The organism is Atlantibacter subterraneus, from assembly GCF_007570865.1.
Taxonomy (GTDB): domain Bacteria; phylum Pseudomonadota; class Gammaproteobacteria; order Enterobacterales; family Enterobacteriaceae; genus Atlantibacter; species Atlantibacter subterraneus.
In genome coordinates, this window is record NZ_VLPS01000003.1 from 613,288 (window position 1) to 634,264 (window position 20,977).

Genomic DNA, 20,977 nt, shown 5'->3' on the forward strand with positions numbered 1-20,977 from the left:
TATTTTGATTATGAATTAGACTATTCAGTCTTTACCTGATAGTTAAAGCGGATATATTTTAAAGAGTGCGCTTCTATGATTGCCAGATAAATAAATGCGTTTAATTTGACTAAGGGCAATGAGGGTATTTAGTGTTTAAGTTATTTCCTATTGAGGAGAAAAAACTTTGGTATTTTTCTTAATCGAAAATCAAAAAATTAACCTATGGATAATAATATAACAATGCACGGGTATAAATTATTCAACCTGTGTTGCGCGTTTCGATGACAGGGGCGAAAACCTGCCGCTATACTGCCATGTTATAAAGGATAGAGAACAAAATCGGGAGAGAATATGTTCCTTGAGCGTGTAGAGATTGTAGGTTTTCGCGGCATCAACCGATTGTCGTTAATGCTGGAACACACCAATGTGCTGATTGGCGAAAACGCCTGGGGTAAATCGAGCCTGCTGGATGCGCTGACGCTGCTACTGGCTCCCGGTGCCGATCTCTACCATTTTAGCCGCGACGACTTCTGGTTCCCGCCCGGTGATATTCATGGTCGTGAACACCACCTGCATATCATTTTGACCTTCCGGGAGACCCAGCCGGGCCGCCATAACGGACGGCGCTATCGTCATCTGAACGACGTCTGGGATCGCGGTGATGATGGCTATGCGCGAATTTATTACCGTCTGGAAGGCGAACTGGCCGACGATGGCACAGTGATGACGCTGCGCAGCTTTCTTAACAGCAGCGGCGAGCCGCTGGATTTGGATGACATTGATAACCTGGCAAGCCATTTAATCCGCCTGAATCCGGTGCTGCGCCTGCGGGATGCGCGTTTTATGCAGCGTATCCGCACCGGCACCTTGCCTGGCGCGCCGGAGGTAGAGGTCACTGCGCGCCAGCTCGATTTTTTGGCTCGCGAACTGGTGGCGCGCCCGCAAAATCTTACCGATGGGCAGATCCGCCAGGGGCTGTCGGCAATGGTCCAGTTGCTGGAGCATTACTTCGCCGAGCAGAGCAGCGACCAGGCGCGCCACCGTTTGCTGCGCCGTCGTTCGCATGATGAACAGCGCAGCTGGCGCTATCTGGATGTGATCAACCGGATGATTGACAAACCCGGCAGTCGCACCCATCGGGTGATCCTGCTCGGCCTGTTTTCCACGTTGTTGCAGGCAAAAGGCACCGTAAAACTCGATCGTGACGCGCGCCCGTTGCTGCTGGTGGAAGATCCGGAAACCCGGCTGCATCCGATCATGCTCTCGGTAGCCTGGCAACTGCTGAATCTGCTGCCGCTGCAAAAAATTACCACTACTAACTCCAGCGAACTGCTGTCGCTTACGCCGGTTGAACAGGTTTGCCGCCTGGTGCGTGAATCCGCGCGGGTTTCCGCCTGGCGTCTGGGGCCGGGGGGGCTGAACGCCGAGGACAACCGCCGCATTGCGTTTCATATTCGCTTTAACCGCCCGGCGGCGCTGTTTGCGCGCTGCTGGCTGCTGGTTGAGGGCGAAACCGAAGTCTGGGTGATTAATGAACTGGCGCGCCAGTGCGGCCACCATTTCGATGCCGAAGGCGTCAGGGTGATTGAATTCGCCCAGTCCGGGTTAAAACCGCTGATTAAATTTGCCCGACGCATGGGCATTGAATGGCATGTGCTGGTGGACGGCGACGAAGCCGGGAAAAAATATGCCGCCACGGTGCGCAGCATCCTGAATAACGACCGCGATCACGAGCGCGAGCATTTAACCGCGCTGCCCGCTATGGATATGGAGCATTTTATGTATCGCGAGGGCTTCGCTGACGTATTTTATCGCGTGGCGCAACTGCCGGAAAATATCCCGATGAATATGCGCCGGGTGATCGCCAAAGCGATTCACCGCTCCTCTAAACCGGACCTGGCGATAGAAGTGGCGCTGGAAGCAGGGCGGCGGGGCGTGGACGCCGTACCGCACCTGCTGCGTAAAATGTTTTCCCGCGTGTTGTGGCTGGCGCGGGGTCGTGCCGATTAATGCGTGCGGATAGTGGAGATAACCTGCGCCGCGAGGCTATCCAGTAGTTCATAGCGGCGGCGGTATTCGGCGCGCTTCTTACTGGCGATTTCCTCCATCGGCTTACGGGTAATTACGTCAGGCAGGGTAAAATAGCCATCCTTGCCTGGCTCGCCGCCCATCGACAGCCAGAAGCTGTCGTAATCGGCGTGCAGTTTATCTTTTTTCTTTTTGGCGTAGCGCCAGTTGCGATAGATGTGAGTGTCATTGCCCACCGCCTGAATCTGTGACGCCTGCAGCAAGGGCGCTAAATGGCAGATCGTTTCCAGTAGCAGGCGTTTTGGGAACAGCCCATGACAGGCTTTGGTCGCATTCTGGATCCTCTCATGAGGCACCCAGTTCTTTGCGCCCTGTAATCCGCCAATGAACAGCGTCGGTTTTCCGTTGCGCTGGCACAGTGTAAAAGTCATTTCAGCCAGTACGGTGTCATTTTCATCAAAAAATACCAGCGTAGCCTCACCCTCTTTATCCAGCATCGACAGCGAGGCGAGCTGAATGCGATATTGCTCGCCGTTTTTACCGGTTAGCTGCGCCAGATTCGCTCCGGTTGCTGACCAGTGCGACAGCAAAAGCGTTGCGGGTAAAAGGCGGATTAATTGTTTATAGTGAAAATCCAGCGCTGACAGCGCCTGAGTGCTGCGGGTATTCACTGACAGGTAAGGGCGATGTAACCGGCAGGGCAAGCCAGGCTGAGCCTTCAACAATGTTTCCAGATTTGGCTGTTTTGATAATGAGTTCAGTAGCCTGCTGGTAACTAACGGCGAAGCTAACGAGCGCAACAGAAATTTTTGGCGATAGCCTGAGTTTTGCCATGCGCTGCCGGGCATCCACTGGCCGGTTGCGAGCATTTTAAAAAGCTGCCAGCCATTGCGTGGCGCAGGGTGTTCGACGTGAGTGGTTTCAATAAAAGTGGACATGGCAGTCGCTCGGTAGTTAAACGAGCCTGTATTTGAGCAGAGCGTTATTCAATGAAAATTCAATAAGCGCGGGCGTAGCAGGGTAGAATCATTCTTGTTGAGGGTGCGTTTAGATAAACGCAATGGACAGATTTCTGAAGAGACCTGGGATTTATGCGTTTTAAGGGAAAAGTTAAAAAGCGGTATTGGGTTCTGGCAGTCATTGTGTTGATTGCCGCGTTATGGGCGTGGCGAACGTTAACGGCACCCCAGCCCCAGTACCAGACACTGATCGTACGAAAAGGCGATCTGGAGCAGACCGTGCTGGCGACCGGCAAACTCGACGCGCTGAAAAAGGTCGACGTGGGGGCGCAGGTTAGCGGTCAGCTGAAAACGCTGTCGGTAGAAATTGGCGATAAAGTTAAAAAAGACCAGCTTTTGGGGGTTATCGACCCTGAACAGGCCGAAAACCAGATTAAAGAGGTAGAAGCGACGCTGCAGGAGCTTCGGGCCCAGCGCCAGCAGGCGATGGCAGAGATGCAGCTGGCGAAAGTCACCCTGAGCCGCCAGCAGGCGCTGGCTAAAACCCAGGCCATCTCGCGACAGGATCTGGATACCGCTGCCACCGAACTCACCGTCAAACAGGCGCAGATCGGCACCATCGACGCGCAAATCAAGCGTAACCAGGCGTCGCTGGATACCGCCAAAACCAATCTCGATTTCACCCGGATTATTGCCCCGATGGCGGGGGAAGTAACGCAAATCACCACGCTGCAGGGCCAGACGGTGATCGCCGCTCAACAGGCACCGAATATCCTGACGCTTGCCGATCTCAGCACCATGCTGGTGAAAGCTCAGGTGTCGGAAGCGGACATTATCCACCTGCGACCCGGGCTGAAAGCATGGTTTACCGTCCTCGGCGACCCGTTAACCCGCTATGAAGGCGTGCTGAAAGATATCCTGCCGACGCCGGAAAAAGTCAACGACGCGATTTTCTATTACGCCCGCTTTGAAGTGCCGAACCCGCAAAGCGTGCTGCGGCTGGACATGACCGCCCAGGTGCACATCCAGCTCAGCGGGATGAAAAACGTGCTGATTATTCCTCTGTCGGCGCTGGGCGATCCTGTCGGCGATAACCGTTACCACATCACTATTATGCGTAACGGCGAGACCCGTGAGCGCGAAGTGACCATCGGCGCGCGCAACGATACCCAGGTGCAGATTATTAAGGGTCTGGAAGAGGGCGAAGAAGTGGTCACCGGCAAAACCACGCCCGGGGCGGCGCAATGACGGCACTGCTTGAATTGACCGATATCCGCCGCCAGTATCTTTCCGGCGGCGAACCGGTAGACGTGCTGAAAGGCGTGACGCTGAGCATCAATGCCGGGGAGATGGTGGCGATAGTCGGTGCCTCCGGTTCGGGCAAATCCACCCTGATGAACATCCTCGGCTGCCTCGATAAGCCGACCTCCGGCAGCTATAAAGTGGCGGGCGTCGATGTGTCAACGCTCAACGGCGACCAGCTGGCGCAGCTGCGTCGTGAGCATTTCGGTTTTATCTTCCAGCGCTACCACTTGCTGTCGCACTTAACGGCGGCGCAGAACGTCGAGATCCCGGCAATCTATGCAGGCGCGGGCCGTAAAGCCCGCCAGCAGCGCGCCAGGGAACTGCTGGAGCGGCTGGGGCTGGCGGCGCGCGTGGATTATTCGCCATCGCAGCTGTCCGGCGGCCAGCAGCAGCGCGTCAGTATTGCCAGGGCGCTGATGAACGGCGGCCAGGTGATTCTGGCCGATGAACCCACCGGGGCGCTGGACAGCCACTCCGGCGAAGAGGTTATCACCACCCTGAAACAGCTGCGCGATCGCGGCCATACGGTGATTATCGTTACCCACGATCCGGCGGTTGCCGCCCAGGCGGAGCGGGTGATTGAGATCCGCGACGGGGAAATCGTCAGCAACCCACCCGCCGTGGCGGGACGAGCGGCGGCGAAGATTGAGCGCACGCCGGGGGAAGGCGGCTGGCAGCAGTTTACCAGCGGCTTTCGTGAGGCGTTCACCATGGCGTGGCTGGCGATGGCCGCCAATAAAATGCGCACCCTGCTGACCATGCTGGGGATAATCATCGGCATCGCCTCGGTGGTGTCTATTGTGGTGGTGGGCGATGCGGCGAAACAGCTGGTGCTGGAAGACATCCGTTCCATCGGCACCAATACCATCGATATTTATCCCGGCACCGATTTTGGCGATGACGATCCGCAATACCAGCAGGCATTGAAATACGACGACCTGGTGGCGATTCAGAAGCAGCCCTGGGTCAGTTCAGCCACGCCCGCGCTGTCGAGCAACCTGCGGGTGCGCTATGCCAATAAAGACGTGGCGGCCAGCGCCAACGGCGTCAGCGAGCAGTATTTCAACGTCTACGGCATGACCTTTAGCGAGGGCGGCACCTTTAACCAGGCGCAGCACCAGGGCCGCGCTCAGGTGGTGGTGATTGATGATAATACCCGCCGCCAGCTGTTCCCGGATAAGCGCAACGTGGTGGGTGAGGTGATTCTGGTGGGCAATATGCCCGCGACGATTATCGGCGTGGCCCAGGAGAAGCAGTCGATGTTCGGCAGCAGTAAAATTCTGCGCGTCTGGCTGCCTTACTCCACCATGTCTGGCCGGGTAATGGGCCAGTCCTGGCTGAACTCCATCACCGTGCGCGTAAAAGAGGGTTACAACAGCCAGGAGGCCGAGCAGCAGTTGACGCGCCTGATGTCCCTGCGCCACGGCAAGAAAGATTTCTTTACCTGGAATATGGACGGCTTCCTGCAAACGGCGGAGCGAACTACCCGCACGCTGCAGCTGTTTTTAACCCTGGTGGCGGTGATTTCGCTGGTGGTCGGCGGTATCGGCGTGATGAACATCATGCTGGTGTCCGTTACCGAGCGGACGCGGGAGATCGGCATCCGCATGGCGGTGGGCGCACGCGCCAGTGATGTGCTCCAGCAGTTTCTCATCGAGGCGGTGCTGGTCTGCCTGGTCGGCGGCGCGCTGGGCATTGGGCTATCCTTACTTATCGCCTTTACCCTGCAGCTGTTCCTGCCCGGCTGGCAAATTGGCTTCTCGGGGCTGGCGCTCATCACGGCGTTTGTCTGCTCTACGGCGACCGGGGTTCTGTTTGGCTGGCTGCCTGCGCGCAATGCTGCGCGGTTAAATCCGGTGGATGCGCTGGCGCGTGAGTAATGCCTGAAAAGTAAAATGCCAGCGCGGAGGCTGGCATTTTAGGTGTGGGATGTACACAATAAAACAGACGCGTTAAGCGACTGCCGTCTCTGCTTCCAGAGGAACGATGAGGCTGGCATGATTGCCTTTGGGCCCCTGATGTACATCAAACCTGACAGTTTGTCCGGCTTTGAGCGTACGGTAGCCATCCATCTGGATGGTGGAATAATGGGCGAATATGTCTTCGCCGCCGCCTTCAGGGCAGATGAAACCAAACCCTTTGGCATTATTGAACCACTTAACAGTACCCGTCTCCATGCTTCGACATCCTTCATGAATCTTATAAGTAAGATGGAATGAACCGGTGGGTGAGGGTGCGCTGTTCAAAACCTCGCCAACTCACGCCTGTACAATTTAGAGAAATCAGGCAACGCGTCAAGCGTCTGACGGGGTGAAATGGACAAGAATCAGTCAAAATTTTGAAGCAGTTAACGCTATTGCCATTAATGTGACAATGTTCGCGGATAGCAACGATAGATGATAGTTATCTGTAAGTTAAGGTAGATTCAAATGGCGTATAACTGGATGAGCAGCGGGCTGACAGCCTGCTTACTGTTTGGTTAACCAGCGATGAAAGTGGGCAATGGGTAAGACGAACGATTGGTTGGATTTTGAGCGACTGGCGGAAAATAAGCTCGACGAGGGGCTAAAACCGCCATCTATGTATAAAGTTATGTTAATGAACGATGATTACACGCCGATGGAATTTGTTATTGACGTGCTACAAAAGTTCTTTTCTTATGATGTAGAGCGTGCAACACAATTGATGCTGACGGTTCACTATCAAGGGAAAGCCATCTGCGGCATTTTCACCGCAGAAGTCGCTGAGACCAAAGTGGCGATGGTGAATCAATATGCCAGGAAGCACGAGCATCCGTTGCTGTGTACGCAGGAACTAGCCTGAACGGCGAATTATATTGAGGGGGGTGCCTATGCTCAACCAGGAACTGGAACTCAGTTTAAACATGGCTTTCGCCAGAGCGCGCGAGCACCGACATGAGTTTATGACCGTCGAGCATCTGTTACTGGCTTTGCTCAGTAACCCATCGGCCCGTGAAGCGCTGGAAGCGTGTTCAGTGGATCTGGTGGCGCTGCGACAGGAACTTGAAGCCTTCATCGAACAAACTACGCCCGTGCTCCCGGCGAGCGAAGAGGAGCGCGATACCCAGCCGACGTTGAGTTTTCAACGTGTGCTGCAACGCGCCGTATTCCACGTACAGTCGTCAGGCCGTAGCGAAGTCACAGGCGCTAACGTGCTGGTGGCGATTTTCAGCGAGCAGGAATCCCAGGCCGCCTATCTGCTGCGTAAACATGAAGTCAGCCGTCTCGACGTGGTGAACTTCATTTCACACGGCACGCGCAAAGATGAGCCGCATCAGTCCAGCGGTTCAGAAAATCCAGTTAACGAAGAGCAAGCAGGCGGGGAGGAGCGTATGGAAAACTTCACCACCAATCTCAACCAGCTTGCGCGCGTCGGCGGAATTGACCCGCTGATTGGCCGTGATAAGGAGCTGGAGCGGGCAATCCAGGTGCTGTGCCGCCGCCGGAAAAACAACCCGCTGCTGGTGGGCGAATCCGGTGTCGGTAAAACCGCCATTGCCGAGGGCCTTGCCTGGCGTATTGTGCAGGGCGACGTGCCGGAAATCATGGCCGACTGCAATATCTATTCGCTGGATATCGGCTCGCTGCTGGCGGGCACCAAATACCGTGGCGATTTTGAAAAACGCTTTAAAGCCCTGCTGAAACAGCTGGAGCAGGATACCAACAGCATCCTGTTTATTGATGAGATCCACACCATCATCGGTGCGGGCGCGGCGTCTGGCGGGCAGGTTGACGCCGCTAACCTGATCAAACCGCTGCTCTCCAGCGGCAAGATCCGCGTGATTGGCTCTACCACCTATCAGGAATTCAGCAATATTTTCGAAAAAGACCGCGCCCTGGCGCGTCGCTTCCAGAAAATCGATATTACTGAGCCGTCGGTAGAAGAAACCGTACAGATCATTAATGGCCTGAAGCCGAAATACGAAGCGCATCACGATGTGCGTTATACCGCCAAAGCGGTGCGCGCCGCCGTGGAGCTGTCGGTCAAATACATCAATGACCGCCATTTGCCGGATAAAGCTATCGACGTCATCGACGAAGCGGGTGCCCGTGCGCGTTTAATGCCGGTGAGCAAGCGTAAGAAAACCGTCAATGTGGCGGATATTGAATCGGTGGTGGCGCGTATTGCGCGTATTCCGGAGAAAAGCGTCTCGGCCAGCGATCGCGATACCCTGAAGAGCCTCGGCGACCGGCTGAAAATGCTGGTGTTCGGCCAGGATAACGCTATCGAGGCGTTAACCGAAGCCATCAAGATGAGCCGTGCCGGTCTGGGCCATGACCACAAGCCGGTGGGGTCATTCCTGTTCGCCGGGCCGACCGGGGTAGGGAAAACCGAAGTCACCGTCCAGCTGGCAAAATCGCTGGGTATTGAACTGCTGCGCTTTGATATGTCCGAGTATATGGAACGTCATACCGTCAGCCGTTTGATCGGTGCGCCTCCGGGCTACGTTGGGTTCGATCAGGGCGGTCTGCTGACCGATGCCGTCATCAAACATCCACATGCGGTGCTGCTGCTTGATGAGATCGAAAAAGCGCATCCGGACGTGTTCAACCTGCTGCTGCAGGTGATGGACAACGGGACGCTGACCGACAACAACGGACGCAAGGCGGATTTCCGCAACGTGATCCTGGTGATGACCACCAACGCCGGCGTGCGTGAGACCGAGCGTAAAACGATTGGCCTGATCCATCAGGACAACAGCACCGACGCGATGGAAGAGATCAAGAAGGTGTTTACGCCGGAATTCCGTAACCGTCTGGATAACATCATTTGGTTCAACCATCTCAGCACCGACGTTATTCATCAGGTGGTCGACAAGTTTATCGTCGAACTGCAGGTGCAGCTGGATCAGAAAGGCGTTTCGCTGGAAGTTAGCCAGGAATCGCGCGACTGGCTGGCAGAGAAAGGTTACGACCGGGCGATGGGCGCACGACCAATGGCACGCGTTATCCAGGATAACCTGAAAAAACCGCTGGCCAACGAACTGCTGTTCGGGTCGCTGGTGGATGGCGGACAGGTAACGGTGGCGCTGGATAAAGAGAAAGGCGAATTGACCTATCACTTCCAGAGCGCGCAAAAGCACAAGCCGGAAGCGGCGCACTAAGCGTCACGCGATAAAATAAAAGGCCGGGTGATTCACCCGGCCTTTTTGTATTCAACGCGCCGCAAGCCCGCAGCGCCGATTCGATTAATGCTTAGCGACTACGGAAGACAATGCGGCCTTTGCTCAGGTCGTACGGGGTCAGTTCAACAGTCACTTTGTCGCCCGTCAGAATGCGGATGTAGTTTTTACGCATTTTACCGGAAATATGAGCAGTAACCACGTGACCGTTTTCTAACTCAACGCGGAACATGGTATTAGGCAACGTTTCCAGAACGGTACCCTGCATTTCAATATTGTCTTCTTTGGCCATCTAATCCTCTGGGGTATCACTACCAATGTTTTGAACCGGCAAGATAATGCCCAAGTTCACCAAATATGTAAAGATTTTGCGGTGGATAAACCGGCAAAGTTGATTCTGCGCATGACCCGATGACACGGGATTAACCGCATCCAGAACGCAAACGTAAAGGGGAAGTAGAGCCTAAACAGTGGATCCTAAACGGCGGCGGGTAATGTGAAGAGTTTTCTCTGCGGGCAAGAGTATAGCACTCTCCCATAAAATATGCGGAAAACATTATTTATTGCCGGTATCAAACAGCACTTTAGGTACCCAGCAGTGTGACGGCAGCGGCTGTGGTTTCAGCAGGCTGAGGTAGTTCAGGTAATCGCGCCGGGCAATCTCCACCGCGCCCAGCGACGCGGTATGGTTATTCAGTACCTGGCAATCAATCAGCTTGCCGCCCTGACGGATAAAATAGTCGCAGAATACCAGCAGCGCGGTTTTAGACGCATTCTCGCGGCGACTGTACATCGACTCGCCGCAAAACAGAGCGCCCTGCGCCACGCCGTACATGCCGCCCACCAGCCGATCCTGATGCCATACTTCAATCGAATGCGCATGGCCGAGTTCGTGCAGCCGTACGTAAGCGGCCAGCACCTCCGGTGTGATCCAGGTGCCTTCGCTGCGATCGCTGGCGCAGGCGTCGATCACTTCCCCAAAAGCGTGATTGAGCGTCACCCGATAGGGCGAATGGTTGTGAAAGCGCCGCATGCTGCGGCTAAGATGAAACTGGTCGGGAAACAGCACGGCACGGGGATCGGGCGACCACCACAAAATCGGATCGCCCGGCGAAAACCACGGGAAAATACCGCGCTGATAGGCCATTAACAGACGCGCAGGGCTGAGATCGCCTCCGAGGGCCAGCAGGCCATTCGGCTCCCGCAATGCACCTTCCGGCGACGGGAAGGTGATTGACTCACGAGAAAGCTGAACCAGACGCATCTTACCAGGCTCCACCGCAGGACGTTATCGTTCAATCATAGACTACGGAGGATTGGCGAAACTGGTAATATCGACCCTGTTTCGCCATCAATTCGTCATGATTTCCACTTTCAATAATTTGGCCATTATCCATCACCACGATTTGGTTGAAATCAGCCAAACCGCGCAGACGATGGGTGATCATTAATACGGTTTTATTGGCCGTCACCTTATCCAGCAGGGCTAAAATTTGCTGTTCGGTTTCGGCGTCCAGCCCTTCCGTGGGTTCGTCCAGTAGCATCATTGGCGCATCGTGGAGCAGGGCGCGGGCAATCGCCAGACGGCGCAGCTCGCCGCCGGACAGCTGGCGGCCACCTTCGCCCAGCCAACTGTTTAAGCCGCTGTCTTCCAGCAGTTTATCCAGGCCAACCTGGCGCAGGGTATCGGCCAGCCTGGCATCGCTGGCCTGAGGCGCGGCAAGCAGCAGGTTATCGCGCAGGGTGGCGCTAAACAGATGCACACGCTGCGGCACCACGCTCATACTGGCGCGCAAGGCGTCTTCGCTGTATTGCGCTAGCGGGCGGCCCGCGAGGGTGATTTCGCCCGACTGCGGGTCCCACGCGCGGGTGAGCAACTGCAACAGCGTTGATTTCCCACAGCCGGTACGGCCCAGCAGCGCCACGCGCTCCCCGGCGTTAAGGGTCAACGACACCCTATCCAGCGCCGGTTGCGCCTGTTGGGAGTAACGGAAGCTAACGTTATTGAAGGCCACTGCCGCAGGTGCCGGCGCGGCGGTCGCCGTATCGGTAAAGACAACGTCGGGCTGCTGTTCGGTTAAATCGGTTACCCGCTGGGCGCTGGCGATCACCTGGCCTAAATGCTGGAATGCGCCGGTTACCGGTGCCAGGGCTTCAAACGCCGCCAGCGCACAGAAAACGAACAGCGCAATCAGCGCGCCGGGTTGGGTATTGCCGCCTACGCCGCCCGCCGCCATCCATAGCATCAGCACCACGGTCATGCCGCTGATCAGCATCATCACGCCCTGGGACAGCGCCGTTAGCCCCGTCTGACGGCGCTGGGCTTCCTGCCACTCGCTTTCGGTGGCGTCCAGCGTTTCGCGATAGCGATCGGCGGCGTTAAAAATGGTCAGCTCCGCATGGCCGATTAACCATGCCGTCAGCTGCTGCCGATACTGCGCGCGCAGCGCGGTGAGCGCCGCGCCGGTGCCCTTACCAGCGCGATAGAACAGCGGAGGCAGCAGGAGCACCGTCAGGAACATAATCCCGCCGAGCGTCAGCGCCAGGGTCACGTCCAGCACCGACAGCCCAACGGCGACCACCAGAATCACCACCAGCGCGCCCACCAGCGGGGAAATGACTCGCAGGTAAAGATGGTCGAGCGTGTCCACATCCGCGACCAGGCGGTTCAGCAGTTCGCCCTGGCGAAAACGGGCAATGCCGGAAGGGGAGAGCGGCAGCACTTTGGTAAAGGTGTAAACCCGCAGATGGGCCAGCACCCGGAAGGTAGCGTCGTGGCTGACCAGGCGTTCAAAGTAGCGGCCTGCGGTACGGGTAATGGCCGCGCCGCGTACACCGGCGGCGGGGAGCATATAGTTGAAACTGTAAACGCCGGCTACGCCGACCACGGCGGAGGCGGATAAAAACCAGCCCGACAGCGTCAGCAGGCCGATACTGGCAAGCAGGGTGATAATCGCCAGCACCACGCCGAGGCTGAGCATCCATTTGTGACGCTTATACAGCGCCAGGTAGGGAAGTAACGCGCGCATTTAAATCTCCTCCTGACGATGGGCCAGTAGCGCCGCAAAGTGACTGTTGCCGCTGGCGAGCGCGTCGAAACGCCCCTGTTCCACGATGTGGCCGTTACGCATTACCCAGATTTCATCCCACTCGCTGATGTAATCGAGCTGATGGGTCACCAGCAGGGTGCTTTGGTGACGTGAGGCGGCATTCAGCGCCTGCATCACTTTCATTTCACTGTGAGCGTCAAGGCTGGCGGCGGGTTCATCCAGCATCAGCAGTTTGCACGGCGTCAGCAGCGCGCGCGCCACCGCGACACGCTGGGCCTGGCCCACGGAAAGCCCTGCGCCCTGGTCGCCAATTGGCGTGTCGATGCCCTGAGGCAACTGGCCGATAAACTCGGTCACCGAGGCGTGCTCCAGCGCGCTTTGCAGCGCTTGCTCGCTGGCATCCGGTGCAGACAGCAGCACGTTGTCGCGCAGCGTCGCGGCGGGTAACTGCGGGTTCTGCCCAACCCAGCTTAAAACCTCGCGCCAGACCTGCGGATCGAGATCGCGCAGTTCAATATCATTTACCGTCAGCGAGCCTTCATAAGGCAAAAAGCCCGACAGCACATTCAGCAACGAGCTTTTACCCGCGCCGCTTTGGCCAACTATCGCGACCCGCTTGCCCGCGTCGAGGGTAAAGTTGAGCGGGCCAGCCAGCGCGCTGCCCTCCGGCGAAAGCACGATGAGATTATGGGCACGCAGCGTAACCGGATCGTTAGTGCTGAGTTTGAAGGTGCCGCGCGTCGCGCTTTGCAGCGGCGCTTCAAGGAAGGTTTTCAGGCTGTCTGCCGCGCCTACCGCCTGGGCTTTGGCATGGTAGAACGTGCCCAGGTCGCGCAGCGGCTGGAAAAACTCCGGTGCGAGGATCAACGTTAAAAAGCCAGCGAACAGCGTGACGCCGACGCCGTAATGACCGAAATTGAGTTCGCCAAGGTAGGAGAAGCCGAAGTAGACCGCGACCAGCGCAATCGACAAAGAAGTAAAAAACTCCAGTACGCCAGAGGATAAAAACGCCAGCCGCAGCACTTCCATGGTGCGACGGCGGAAATCCACCGACGCCTCGCGAATGTTTTCGGTTTCCGCCGCGCCGCGATTGAATAACCGTAGCGTTTCCAGGCCGCGCAGGCGGTCAAGGAAATTGCCGCTCAGACGCGCCAGCGCGGCGAAGTTGCGGCGGTTAGCGTCGGCGGCACCCATACCGACCATCGCCATAAACATCGGGATTAATGGCGCAGCGCCCAATAAAATCAGTGCGGCGGCCCAGTTCACCGGGAAAATTACCAGCACGATCAGCAGCGGAACCGCCGCCGCCAGCGCCATCTGCGGCAGATAGCGGGCGTAGTAATCATGCATATCGTCAATTTGTTCGAGGATTAATGTCGCCCAGCTGCCGGCAGGTTTGCCGCTGATCCAGGCCGGGCCCGCCTGCTGGAGACGATCCAGCACCAGACGTCGCACTTCCCGACGTATATGCACTCCGGCGCGAAAGCCCACCTTTTCTCGCACCCACACCAGCCAGGCGCGCAGAATAAAGATCAGCACCAGCAGGGCGAACGGCAGCAGCAGCGCCTCTCGCGGGATGTTTTCCATGATCATATGGTTAAGGATGCGGGCCAGGATCCAGGCCTGGGCGATAATCAATAGCCCGGTCACGACGCCCAGCAGACGCGAAAGATTCAGCCAGCGACGGGAAATTACACTTTGCTGTTTTAACCAGCGGTTCAGTTCTTGTTGGCGGGATTTATTCATCGAGTTGTAAGCAGGCGAAAGTCCAGTGAACTAAGGGTGTGAAAGCGCGCAGCCATGTTACAACGACAAAAAAAGAAAGGCGACTTATTCAGTCGCCTTATTTAACTTGCAGAATTATTTATTGTTTTCCGCCAGTCCGTCCAGGTAGCGTTCGGCATCCAGCGCCGCCATACAGCCGGTTCCGGCAGAGGTGATCGCCTGGCGGTAGATGTGGTCCATGACATCGCCAGCGGCGAATACGCCCGGTACGCTGGTCTGAGTCGCGTTGCCGTGGATACCCGACTGCACTTTGATATAGCCGTTTTCCAGCTCCAGCTGGCCTTCAAAAATCCCGGTGTTCGGGCTGTGGCCGATAGCGACAAACAGCCCGGCGACGTCGATAGATTCAACGTTATCGGTATGCAGGGTGTCGCGCAGGCGCACGCCGCTGACGCCCATCTGATCGCCGGTCACTTCTTCCAGGGTGCGGTTGGTGTGCAGCACGATATTGCCGCTGGCAACTTTATCCATCAGGCGTTTGATCAGGATTTTCTCCGCGCGGAAGCTGTCGCGGCGGTGGATCAGGTGAACTTCAGAGGCGATATTCGCCAGATACAGCGCTTCTTCCACTGCGGTGTTACCACCGCCGATCACCGCGACTTTCTGATTGCGGTAGAAGAACCCGTCACAGGTCGCGCAGGCGGAGACGCCGCGGCCTTTATACGCCTCTTCGGACGGCAGGCCGAGATAACGCGCCGATGCGCCCGTCGCGATAATCAAGGCATCGCAGGTGTACTCGCCGTTATCACCGAACAGACGGAACGGTTTGTTCTGCACATCAACTTTATTAATGTGATCGAACAGAATTTCGGTTTCGAATTTGGCGGCATGCTCGTGCATGCGTTCCATGAGCGCAGGGCCAGTCAGGTCGTGCGGGTCGCCAGGCCAGTTTTCCACTTCGGTAGTGGTGGTAAGCTGACCGCCTTTTTCCATACCGGTGATCAGTACCGGATTCAGATTCGCGCGCGCGGCGTAGACGGCAGCGGTATATCCCGCCGGGCCGGAGCCGAGAATTAGCAGCTTACTGTGTTTCACTGTGCCCATGAGGTCCTCATTGTAGTTGGCAAACAATGGGCAGGATTGTAGGGAATTTGCCGGGCTAATAAAAGAGTGCAGCGATTTTGTTAACGATATGTGTAATAGCTTAAAACAATCTTATGTATCTGCCTTATGCCGCAGAGTATTAGGGATGCGAATGAAATCCGGTCGGATATAAGGTGATAAAATGAGGAATAATCCCCAGCCGTAATCAATATCTGGCACGTTCTACTAAAAATCGATGTTTTGCTTTGACAATCCCCTGCGCATTTGCGAAAACATTCGAGGAAGAAAAAAAGCATTTGCGCGGGTAGACCCTTTTTACCTTCTTCAGCTTATGTATTTTTACCGGGCAATTGAAATCTACGCATGGCGTGGACAGACGCCATGCGTGATGTCGATAGCTGCCTGACGGCAACGGGCTTCTCAAAATATATACCCTATCTCATTCGTGTTGCAGGAAGGCGGCCAACGCATCTGCAATGTGAAATATGACGGGTAAGAGACCCTGGACAATGATGTTTTACGGGTAGTGGCAGGTGTAGGGAAGGAATAGAGAGAGACAATAATAATGGTAGATAGCAAGAAGCGCCCAGGCAAAGATCTCGACCGCATCGATCGTAACATTCTTAATGAGCTGCAAAAGGATGGGCGTATTTCCAACGTCGAGCTTTCTAAAAGAGTGGGACTTTCACCGACGCCTTGCCTTGAGCGTGTGCGCCGACTGGAACGTCAGGGTTTTATTCAGGGCTATACCGCTCTGCTGAACCCACACTATTTAGACGCATCACTGCTGGTTTTCGTTGAGATTACTCTGAATCGTGGCGCGCCGGATGTGTTTGAACAATTTAACGCCGCTGTGCAAAAACTTGAAGAAATTCAAGAGTGTCATCTGGTATCAGGCGATTTCGACTACCTGTTGAAAACGCGTGTGCCGGATATGTCTGCATACCGTAAATTGCTCGGTGAAACCTTGCTGCGTCTGCCGGGTGTGAACGACACCCGTACCTACGTGGTAATGGAAGAAGTGAAACAGAGCAATCGTCTGGTAATTAAGACTCGCTAATGCGGAACAGGTGCAAAGTCGCTGTAGTTTGATTACACTCCTGTTAATCCATACAGCAGCAGTGCCGGGGCGACCCGGCGCTGCTGTCCGTTTTAGCTCGAAGAACCTGGAGAGCCTTTCTTGAGCCAGGAATACACTGAAGACAAAGATGTTACCCTGACAAAGCTGGATAGCGGTCGTCGACTCCTGGAAGCTTTGCTGATTCTGGTTGCCCTTTTTGCCGTCTGGTTGATGGCGGCGTTACTCAGTTTTAATCCTTCCGATCCCAGCTGGTCGCAAACGGCCTGGCATGAGCCTATCCATAATTTAGGCGGCGCGCCCGGCGCATGGCTGGCTGATACTCTGTTCTTCATTTTCGGCATCATGGCCTATACGCTGCCCGTAATTATGATCGGCGGCTGCTGGTTTGCCTGGCGACATCGCGCCAATGAAGATTACATCGATTATTTCGCCGTCGCGCTGCGCCTGATTGGCGTGCTGGCGTTGATCCTCACCTCCTGCGGGCTGGCGGCTATTAACGCCGATGATATCTGGTATTTCGCCTCTGGCGGGGTGCTGGGCAGCTTATTAAGTACCGCCATGATGCCGCTGTTGAACAGCAGCGGTGGTACTATCGCGCTGCTGTGCGTCTGGGCCGCCGGATTAACGCTGTTTACCGGCTGGTCCTGGGTGGGCATCGCCGAGAAAATCGGCAGCGTGGTGCTAAGCATTTTAACCTTCGCCACCAACCGCACCCGTCGTGACAATACCTGGCAGGATGATGACGAATACGAAGACGACGAGTATGAAGACGATCAGGATGAGGTCGTTGCTAAAGACTCCCGTCGCGCGCGCATCCTACGCGGCGCGCTGGCGCGCCGTAAACGTCTGGCCGAAAAATTCGCCAACCCGGTGGGGCGCAAAACTGACGAGGCGCTGTTCTCCGGCAAGCGCATGGACGAGCCTGATGACGTCCACTATCGCGCGGGCGGCGTTGAGCTCGATCCGGATGATGTGCTGTTCTCCGGGCAAACGGCGTTAGCGCCGGAAGCGGAAAACGATCCGTTATTAAGCGGTTATTCCGTGGTGCCGACTGCAGTGCCGGCAGCGGTTCAGCCCGTTGCCCCCGCTGCAGCGACCACGCCGCAGCCCGTCCAATACACCGCCGCGCCGCAACCGCAGGAGCCGGTGGTGGAATGGCAACCCGTGCCGACAATGCAAACCCCCGAAGCGACCATTGCGCCTGCGCCTGAGCACTATGATCATGTGCCGGTAACGCCGCCGGTGGATATGCAGGCTCAGGCGGCTTACCAGCCTTATTCCGAAACGCAAAGCGAACATTACCCGCCGACGCAAACATGGGCTGAAGAAGCGCCTTATTCTGCCCCGGCATATGAAGAAGCGCCTTATTCAGCGCCAGCTCACGAAGAAACGCCTGCCGTTGCGCCAGAACCTGCCGCGCCGGAAGTGAAGCAAACCCGTCCGCCGCTTTACTACTTCGAAGAAGTGGAAGAGAAGCGTGCCCGGGAGCGTGAACAGCTGGCGGCATGGTATCAACCGATCCCTGAGCCCGCTCAACCGGCTTACGAGCCGAAACCGGCCGTTGCGCCGGCCATGCCGACGGACAATATCGCGCCGCCTGATATGACGCCAGCCCCTTCACAGGTGCAGGCAGCAGCGCAGGCGGCAACCGCTGCCACGGCCTTTACGCCGGTATTTAGCATTGCCAGCGATGCGCCGCGCGCCCAGGTAAAAGAAGGTATTGGTCCGCAATTGCCGCGTCCGAATCGCGTTCGCGTTCCCACGCGCCGCGAACTGGCTTCTTACGGCATCAAGCTGCCTTCCCAGCGCATGGCGGAGCAGCAGGCACGTCACGCGCAACAGCCGTTTAGCGATGATGAAGCAGATGCCCAGCAGCAGGATGAACTGGCCCGTCAGTTTATGGCCCAACAGCAGCAGCGCTATCAGGATGAAGACAGCCTGCCGCAGGGCACGGACGAGACGGATGAAGAACAAGCGGAACTGTCGCGTCAGTTTGCCGCACAACAGCAGCAGCGCTACGCGGGTGAACAACCCTCTGGCGCGATGCCGTTCTCGCTGGATGACTTCTCGCCAATTAAAGCACTGGTTGACGATGGCCCAAGCGAGCCGTTGTTTATGCCGAGCCCGGTAGTGGATGAACCTCAGCCGGTCCACGTTCAACCGCAGCAGTCGTACCACCAGCAGCCTCCCGCTTACGCTGCGCCAGCGCAGCCGCAGCCGCAGCCGCAGCCGCCTGTGCAACAGCAACATCCGGCCTACGCCGCACCGGCGCGGCCTGTAGAGCCGCCGCGTGAAAGCCTGATCCACCCGTTATTAATGCGTAACGGCGATAGCCGTCCGCTGCAAAAACCGTCCACGCCGCTGCCGTCGCTGGATCTGTTGACGCCGCCGCCAGCGGAAGTTGAACCGGTGGATACCTTTGCTCTGGAGCAAATGGCGCGTCTGGTTGAAGCGCGTCTGGCGGACTTCCGGATCAAAGCCGACGTGGTGAACTATTCACCCGGCCCGGTGATCACCCGCTTCGAGCTGAATCTGGCACCTGGCGTTAAAGCCGCGCGGATCTCTAACCTGTCCCGCGACCTGGCGCGTTCGCTTTCTACGGTTGCGGTGCGTGTTGTGGAAGTGATCCCCGGCAAGCCTTATGTCGGTCTGGAATTACCGAACAAAAAGCGTCAGACGGTTTACCTGCGTGAAGTGCTGGATAACGCCAAATTCCGTGATAACCCGTCGCCGCTGAGCGTGGTATTGGGTAAAGATATCGCGGGCGATGCGGTCGTGGCCGATCTGGCGAAAATGCCTCACCTGTTGGTGGCGGGTACTACCGGTTCCGGTAAATCCGTGGGGGTCAACGCCATGATCCTCAGCATGCTGTATAAAGCCACGCCGGAAGAAGTGCGCTTTATTATGATCGACCCGAAAATGCTGGAACTGTCGGTGTATGAGGGGATCCCCCATCTGCTGACCGAAGTGGTCACCGATATGAAAGACGCCGCCAACGCCCTGCGCTGGAGCGTCAACGAGATGGAACGCCGCTACAAGCTGATGTCGGCGCTGGGCGTGCGTAATCTCGCCGGTTATAACGAGAAGATCCTCGAAGCCGAACGCATGGGCCGCCCAATCCCGGATCCATACTGGAAGCCGGGCGACAGCATGGACGCCACCCATCCGGTTCTGGAAAAACTGCCGTATATCGTGGTGCTGGTGGATGAATTTGCCGACCTGATGATGACGGTAGGTAAAAAAGTCGAAGAGCTGATTGCCCGTCTGGCGCAAAAAGCCCGTGCGGCAGGCATCCACCTGGTGCTGGCGACCCAGCGTCCGTCGGTGGATGTGATTACCGGCCTGATTAAGGCCAACATCCCGACGCGTATCGCCTTTACCGTATCGAGCAAAATCGACTCACGCACTATCCTTGACCAGGGCGGCGCGGAATCGCTGCTGGGCATGGGTGATATGCTCTATTCCGGACCGAACTCCACCAGCCCGGTGCGTGTCCACGGCGCGTTTGTACGCGACCAGGAAGTGCATGCGGTGGTGCAGGACTGGAAAGCGCGCGGACGTCCGCAATATGTTGATGGCATCACCTCCGACAGCGAAAGCGAAGGCGGCGGTGGCGGCGGATTAGACGCTGGCGAAGAGCTGGATCCGCTGTTCGATCAGGCGGTATCGTTCGTCGTCGAGAAGCGTAAGGCATCCATCTCCGGCGTACAGCGCCAGTTCCGTATTGGCTATAACCGTGCGGCGCGCATTATTGAACAGATGGAAATGCAGGGTATCGTCAGCGAGCAGGGCCACAACGGCAACCGCGAAGTGCTGGCACCTCCGCCGTTCGAATAACATACCGGCACTTTACCGTTCTGTGCAAAGATCGGTAAAGTGCTGAAAATCAGCTTTTTCTTCTTTCGGGATCGCGGTTGCCAGCGCTACAGTTAACGTCACCGGTAGCCCGTGTCGGGCCTGGCGCTTGTTGAGGAATCATAAATAATGAAAAAAATTGCAATGACCTGCGCGCTCGTTGCGGCGTTCGCCACCAGCTCGGTTTGGGCGGATGCAGCGAGCGATTTGAAAAGCCGTCTGGATAAAGTCGGCAGCTTCCACGCCAGCTTTACCCAAAAAGTGACCGATGGCAGCGGTGCTGCTGTACAGGAAGGCCAGGGCGATCTGTGGGTTAAACGCCCGAACCTGTTTAACTGGCATATGACCCAGCCGGATGAAAGCGTGCTGATCTCCGATGGTAAAACGCTGTGGTTCTACAACCCATTTGTTGAGCAGGCGAGCGCCACCTGGCTGAAAGACGCTACCGGCAATACGCCGTTTATGCTGATCGCCCGTAACCAGGCCAGCGACTGGCAGCAGTACAATATCAAGCAAAGCGGCAATGATTTTATCCTGACGCCGAAAACCAGCGCGGGCAACCTGAAGCAGTTCACCATTAACGTTAGCGCGGACGGCACCATCAACCAGTTCAGCGCCGTAGAGCAGGACGACCAGCGCAGCAGCTATCAGCTTAAATCCCAGCAAAATGGCGCGGTGGATATGAGCAAGTTCCGCTTCACGCCGCCGCAGGGCGTTACCGTGGACGACCAACGTAAATAGAGGT

15 protein-coding genes are annotated in these 20,977 nt (G+C 56.7%); 8 read left to right on the plus strand and 7 right to left on the minus strand.

Annotated elements, in window-relative coordinates:
- Positions 1-333 precede the first annotated feature (333 nt).
- Positions 334-1,992, plus strand: coding sequence for an ATP-dependent endonuclease (locus FND52_RS08590; protein WP_125291760.1), 1,659 nt, complete (start codon positions 334-336; stop codon positions 1,990-1,992).
- Here FND52_RS08590 and FND52_RS08595 read toward each other — a convergent pair.
- Positions 1,989-2,948, minus strand: a complete 960-nt coding sequence (locus FND52_RS08595) for a VirK/YbjX family protein (RefSeq protein WP_144130505.1) — start codon at positions 2,946-2,948, stop codon at positions 1,989-1,991. The two genes, FND52_RS08590 and FND52_RS08595, sit on opposite strands and share 4 nt — an antisense overlap.
- A 153-nt stretch (positions 2,949-3,101) precedes the next feature.
- On the opposite strand from FND52_RS08595, the gene macA reads away from it, so the two are divergent.
- Positions 3,102-4,217 carry a macrolide transporter subunit MacA gene (macA, locus tag FND52_RS08600; RefSeq protein WP_144130506.1) on the plus strand — a complete coding sequence of 372 codons (1,116 nt, stop codon included), beginning with the start codon at positions 3,102-3,104 and terminating at the stop codon, positions 4,215-4,217.
- Positions 4,214-6,154, plus strand: coding sequence for a macrolide ABC transporter ATP-binding protein/permease MacB (macB, locus tag FND52_RS08605; protein WP_144130507.1), 1,941 nt, complete (start codon positions 4,214-4,216; stop codon positions 6,152-6,154). Before macA ends, macB begins: the two co-directional genes overlap by 4 nt.
- 72 nt (positions 6,155-6,226) lie before the next feature.
- Here macB and cspD read toward each other — a convergent pair whose 3' ends face one another.
- Complete coding sequence (cspD, locus tag FND52_RS08610) at positions 6,227-6,451, minus strand: cold shock-like protein CspD (RefSeq protein WP_125291764.1); 225 nt, start codon at positions 6,449-6,451, stop codon at positions 6,227-6,229.
- A 325-nt stretch (positions 6,452-6,776) separates the two neighbouring features.
- On the opposite strand from cspD, the gene clpS reads away from it, so the two are divergent.
- The gene (gene clpS / locus FND52_RS08615) at positions 6,777-7,097 is read left to right on the plus strand and encodes an ATP-dependent Clp protease adapter ClpS (RefSeq protein WP_002463110.1); all 321 of its coding nucleotides are present in this window, start codon (positions 6,777-6,779) and stop codon (positions 7,095-7,097) included.
- A 28-nt stretch (positions 7,098-7,125) separates the two neighbouring features.
- On the plus strand, positions 7,126-9,399 hold the full coding sequence (gene clpA / locus FND52_RS08620; RefSeq protein ID WP_125291765.1) for an ATP-dependent Clp protease ATP-binding subunit ClpA: 2,274 nt from the start codon (positions 7,126-7,128) through the stop codon (positions 9,397-9,399).
- Between the two features lie 91 nt (positions 9,400-9,490).
- On the opposite strand, the gene infA is transcribed toward clpA, so the two are convergent.
- The 5 genes from infA to trxB all read right to left on the minus strand — a co-directional run bounded on the left by infA (position 9,491) and on the right by trxB (position 15,296).
- Positions 9,491-9,709, minus strand: a complete 219-nt coding sequence (gene infA, locus FND52_RS08625; protein ID WP_001040187.1) for a translation initiation factor IF-1 — start codon at positions 9,707-9,709, stop codon at positions 9,491-9,493.
- Between the two features lie 264 nt (positions 9,710-9,973).
- Positions 9,974-10,681 carry a leucyl/phenylalanyl-tRNA--protein transferase gene (gene aat, locus FND52_RS08635; protein ID WP_125291766.1) on the minus strand — a complete coding sequence of 236 codons (708 nt, stop codon included), beginning with the start codon at positions 10,679-10,681 and terminating at the stop codon, positions 9,974-9,976.
- A gap of 31 nt (positions 10,682-10,712) precedes the next feature.
- Positions 10,713-12,446: a heme ABC transporter ATP-binding protein/permease CydC gene (cydC, locus tag FND52_RS08640; RefSeq protein ID WP_144130508.1), complete on the minus strand. Its 1,734-nt coding sequence runs from the start codon at positions 12,444-12,446 to the stop codon at positions 10,713-10,715.
- Positions 12,447-14,213, minus strand: coding sequence for a heme ABC transporter permease/ATP-binding protein CydD (gene cydD, locus FND52_RS08645; RefSeq protein ID WP_144130509.1), 1,767 nt, complete (start codon positions 14,211-14,213; stop codon positions 12,447-12,449).
- 114 nt (positions 14,214-14,327) lie between these two features.
- Entirely contained in the window at positions 14,328-15,296 is a 969-nt protein-coding gene (gene trxB, locus FND52_RS08650) for a thioredoxin-disulfide reductase (protein WP_125291769.1), read from the minus strand.
- Between the two features lie 565 nt (positions 15,297-15,861).
- Between trxB and lrp the strand changes: the two genes are divergently transcribed.
- The 3 genes from lrp (at position 15,862) to lolA (ending at position 20,973) form a co-directional block, all read left to right on the plus strand.
- Positions 15,862-16,356, plus strand: coding sequence for a leucine-responsive transcriptional regulator Lrp (gene lrp / locus FND52_RS08655; RefSeq protein WP_000228469.1), 495 nt, complete (start codon positions 15,862-15,864; stop codon positions 16,354-16,356).
- Positions 16,357-16,476: 120 nt separating this feature from the next.
- Positions 16,477-20,214 carry a DNA translocase FtsK 4TM domain-containing protein gene (locus FND52_RS08660; RefSeq protein WP_144130510.1) on the plus strand — a complete coding sequence of 1,246 codons (3,738 nt, stop codon included), beginning with the start codon at positions 16,477-16,479 and terminating at the stop codon, positions 20,212-20,214.
- Positions 20,215-20,361: 147 nt separating this feature from the next.
- Positions 20,362-20,973, plus strand: coding sequence for an outer membrane lipoprotein periplasmic chaperone LolA (lolA, locus tag FND52_RS08665; protein ID WP_125291771.1), 612 nt, complete (start codon positions 20,362-20,364; stop codon positions 20,971-20,973).
- Positions 20,974-20,977: the final 4 nt, after the last annotated feature.

What these genes read in the sequence shown, in the direction of transcription:
- lrp (WP_000228469.1), top strand. Translation starts at nt 15,862, where the DNA reads ATGGTAGATAGCAAGAAGCGCCCAGGCAAAGATCTCGACCGCATCGAT.
- clpS (WP_002463110.1), top strand. Translation starts at nt 6,777, where the DNA reads ATGGGTAAGACGAACGATTGGTTGGATTTTGAGCGACTGGCGGAAAAT.
- cydD (WP_144130509.1), bottom strand. Translation starts at nt 14,213, where the DNA reads ATGAATAAATCCCGCCAACAAGAACTGAACCGCTGGTTAAAACAGCAA.
- infA (WP_001040187.1), bottom strand. Translation starts at nt 9,709, where the DNA reads ATGGCCAAAGAAGACAATATTGAAATGCAGGGTACCGTTCTGGAAACG.
- macA (WP_144130506.1), top strand. Translation starts at nt 3,102, where the DNA reads ATGCGTTTTAAGGGAAAAGTTAAAAAGCGGTATTGGGTTCTGGCAGTC.
- cspD (WP_125291764.1), bottom strand. Translation starts at nt 6,451, where the DNA reads ATGGAGACGGGTACTGTTAAGTGGTTCAATAATGCCAAAGGGTTTGGT.
- cydC (WP_144130508.1), bottom strand. Translation starts at nt 12,446, where the DNA reads ATGCGCGCGTTACTTCCCTACCTGGCGCTGTATAAGCGTCACAAATGG.
- macB (WP_144130507.1), top strand. Translation starts at nt 4,214, where the DNA reads ATGACGGCACTGCTTGAATTGACCGATATCCGCCGCCAGTATCTTTCC.
- FND52_RS08595 (WP_144130505.1), bottom strand. Translation starts at nt 2,948, where the DNA reads ATGTCCACTTTTATTGAAACCACTCACGTCGAACACCCTGCGCCACGC.
- lolA (WP_125291771.1), top strand. Translation starts at nt 20,362, where the DNA reads ATGAAAAAAATTGCAATGACCTGCGCGCTCGTTGCGGCGTTCGCCACC.
- clpA (WP_125291765.1), top strand. Translation starts at nt 7,126, where the DNA reads ATGCTCAACCAGGAACTGGAACTCAGTTTAAACATGGCTTTCGCCAGA.
- trxB (WP_125291769.1), bottom strand. Translation starts at nt 15,296, where the DNA reads ATGGGCACAGTGAAACACAGTAAGCTGCTAATTCTCGGCTCCGGCCCG.
- aat (WP_125291766.1), bottom strand. Translation starts at nt 10,681, where the DNA reads ATGCGTCTGGTTCAGCTTTCTCGTGAGTCAATCACCTTCCCGTCGCCG.
- FND52_RS08590 (WP_125291760.1), top strand. Translation starts at nt 334, where the DNA reads ATGTTCCTTGAGCGTGTAGAGATTGTAGGTTTTCGCGGCATCAACCGA.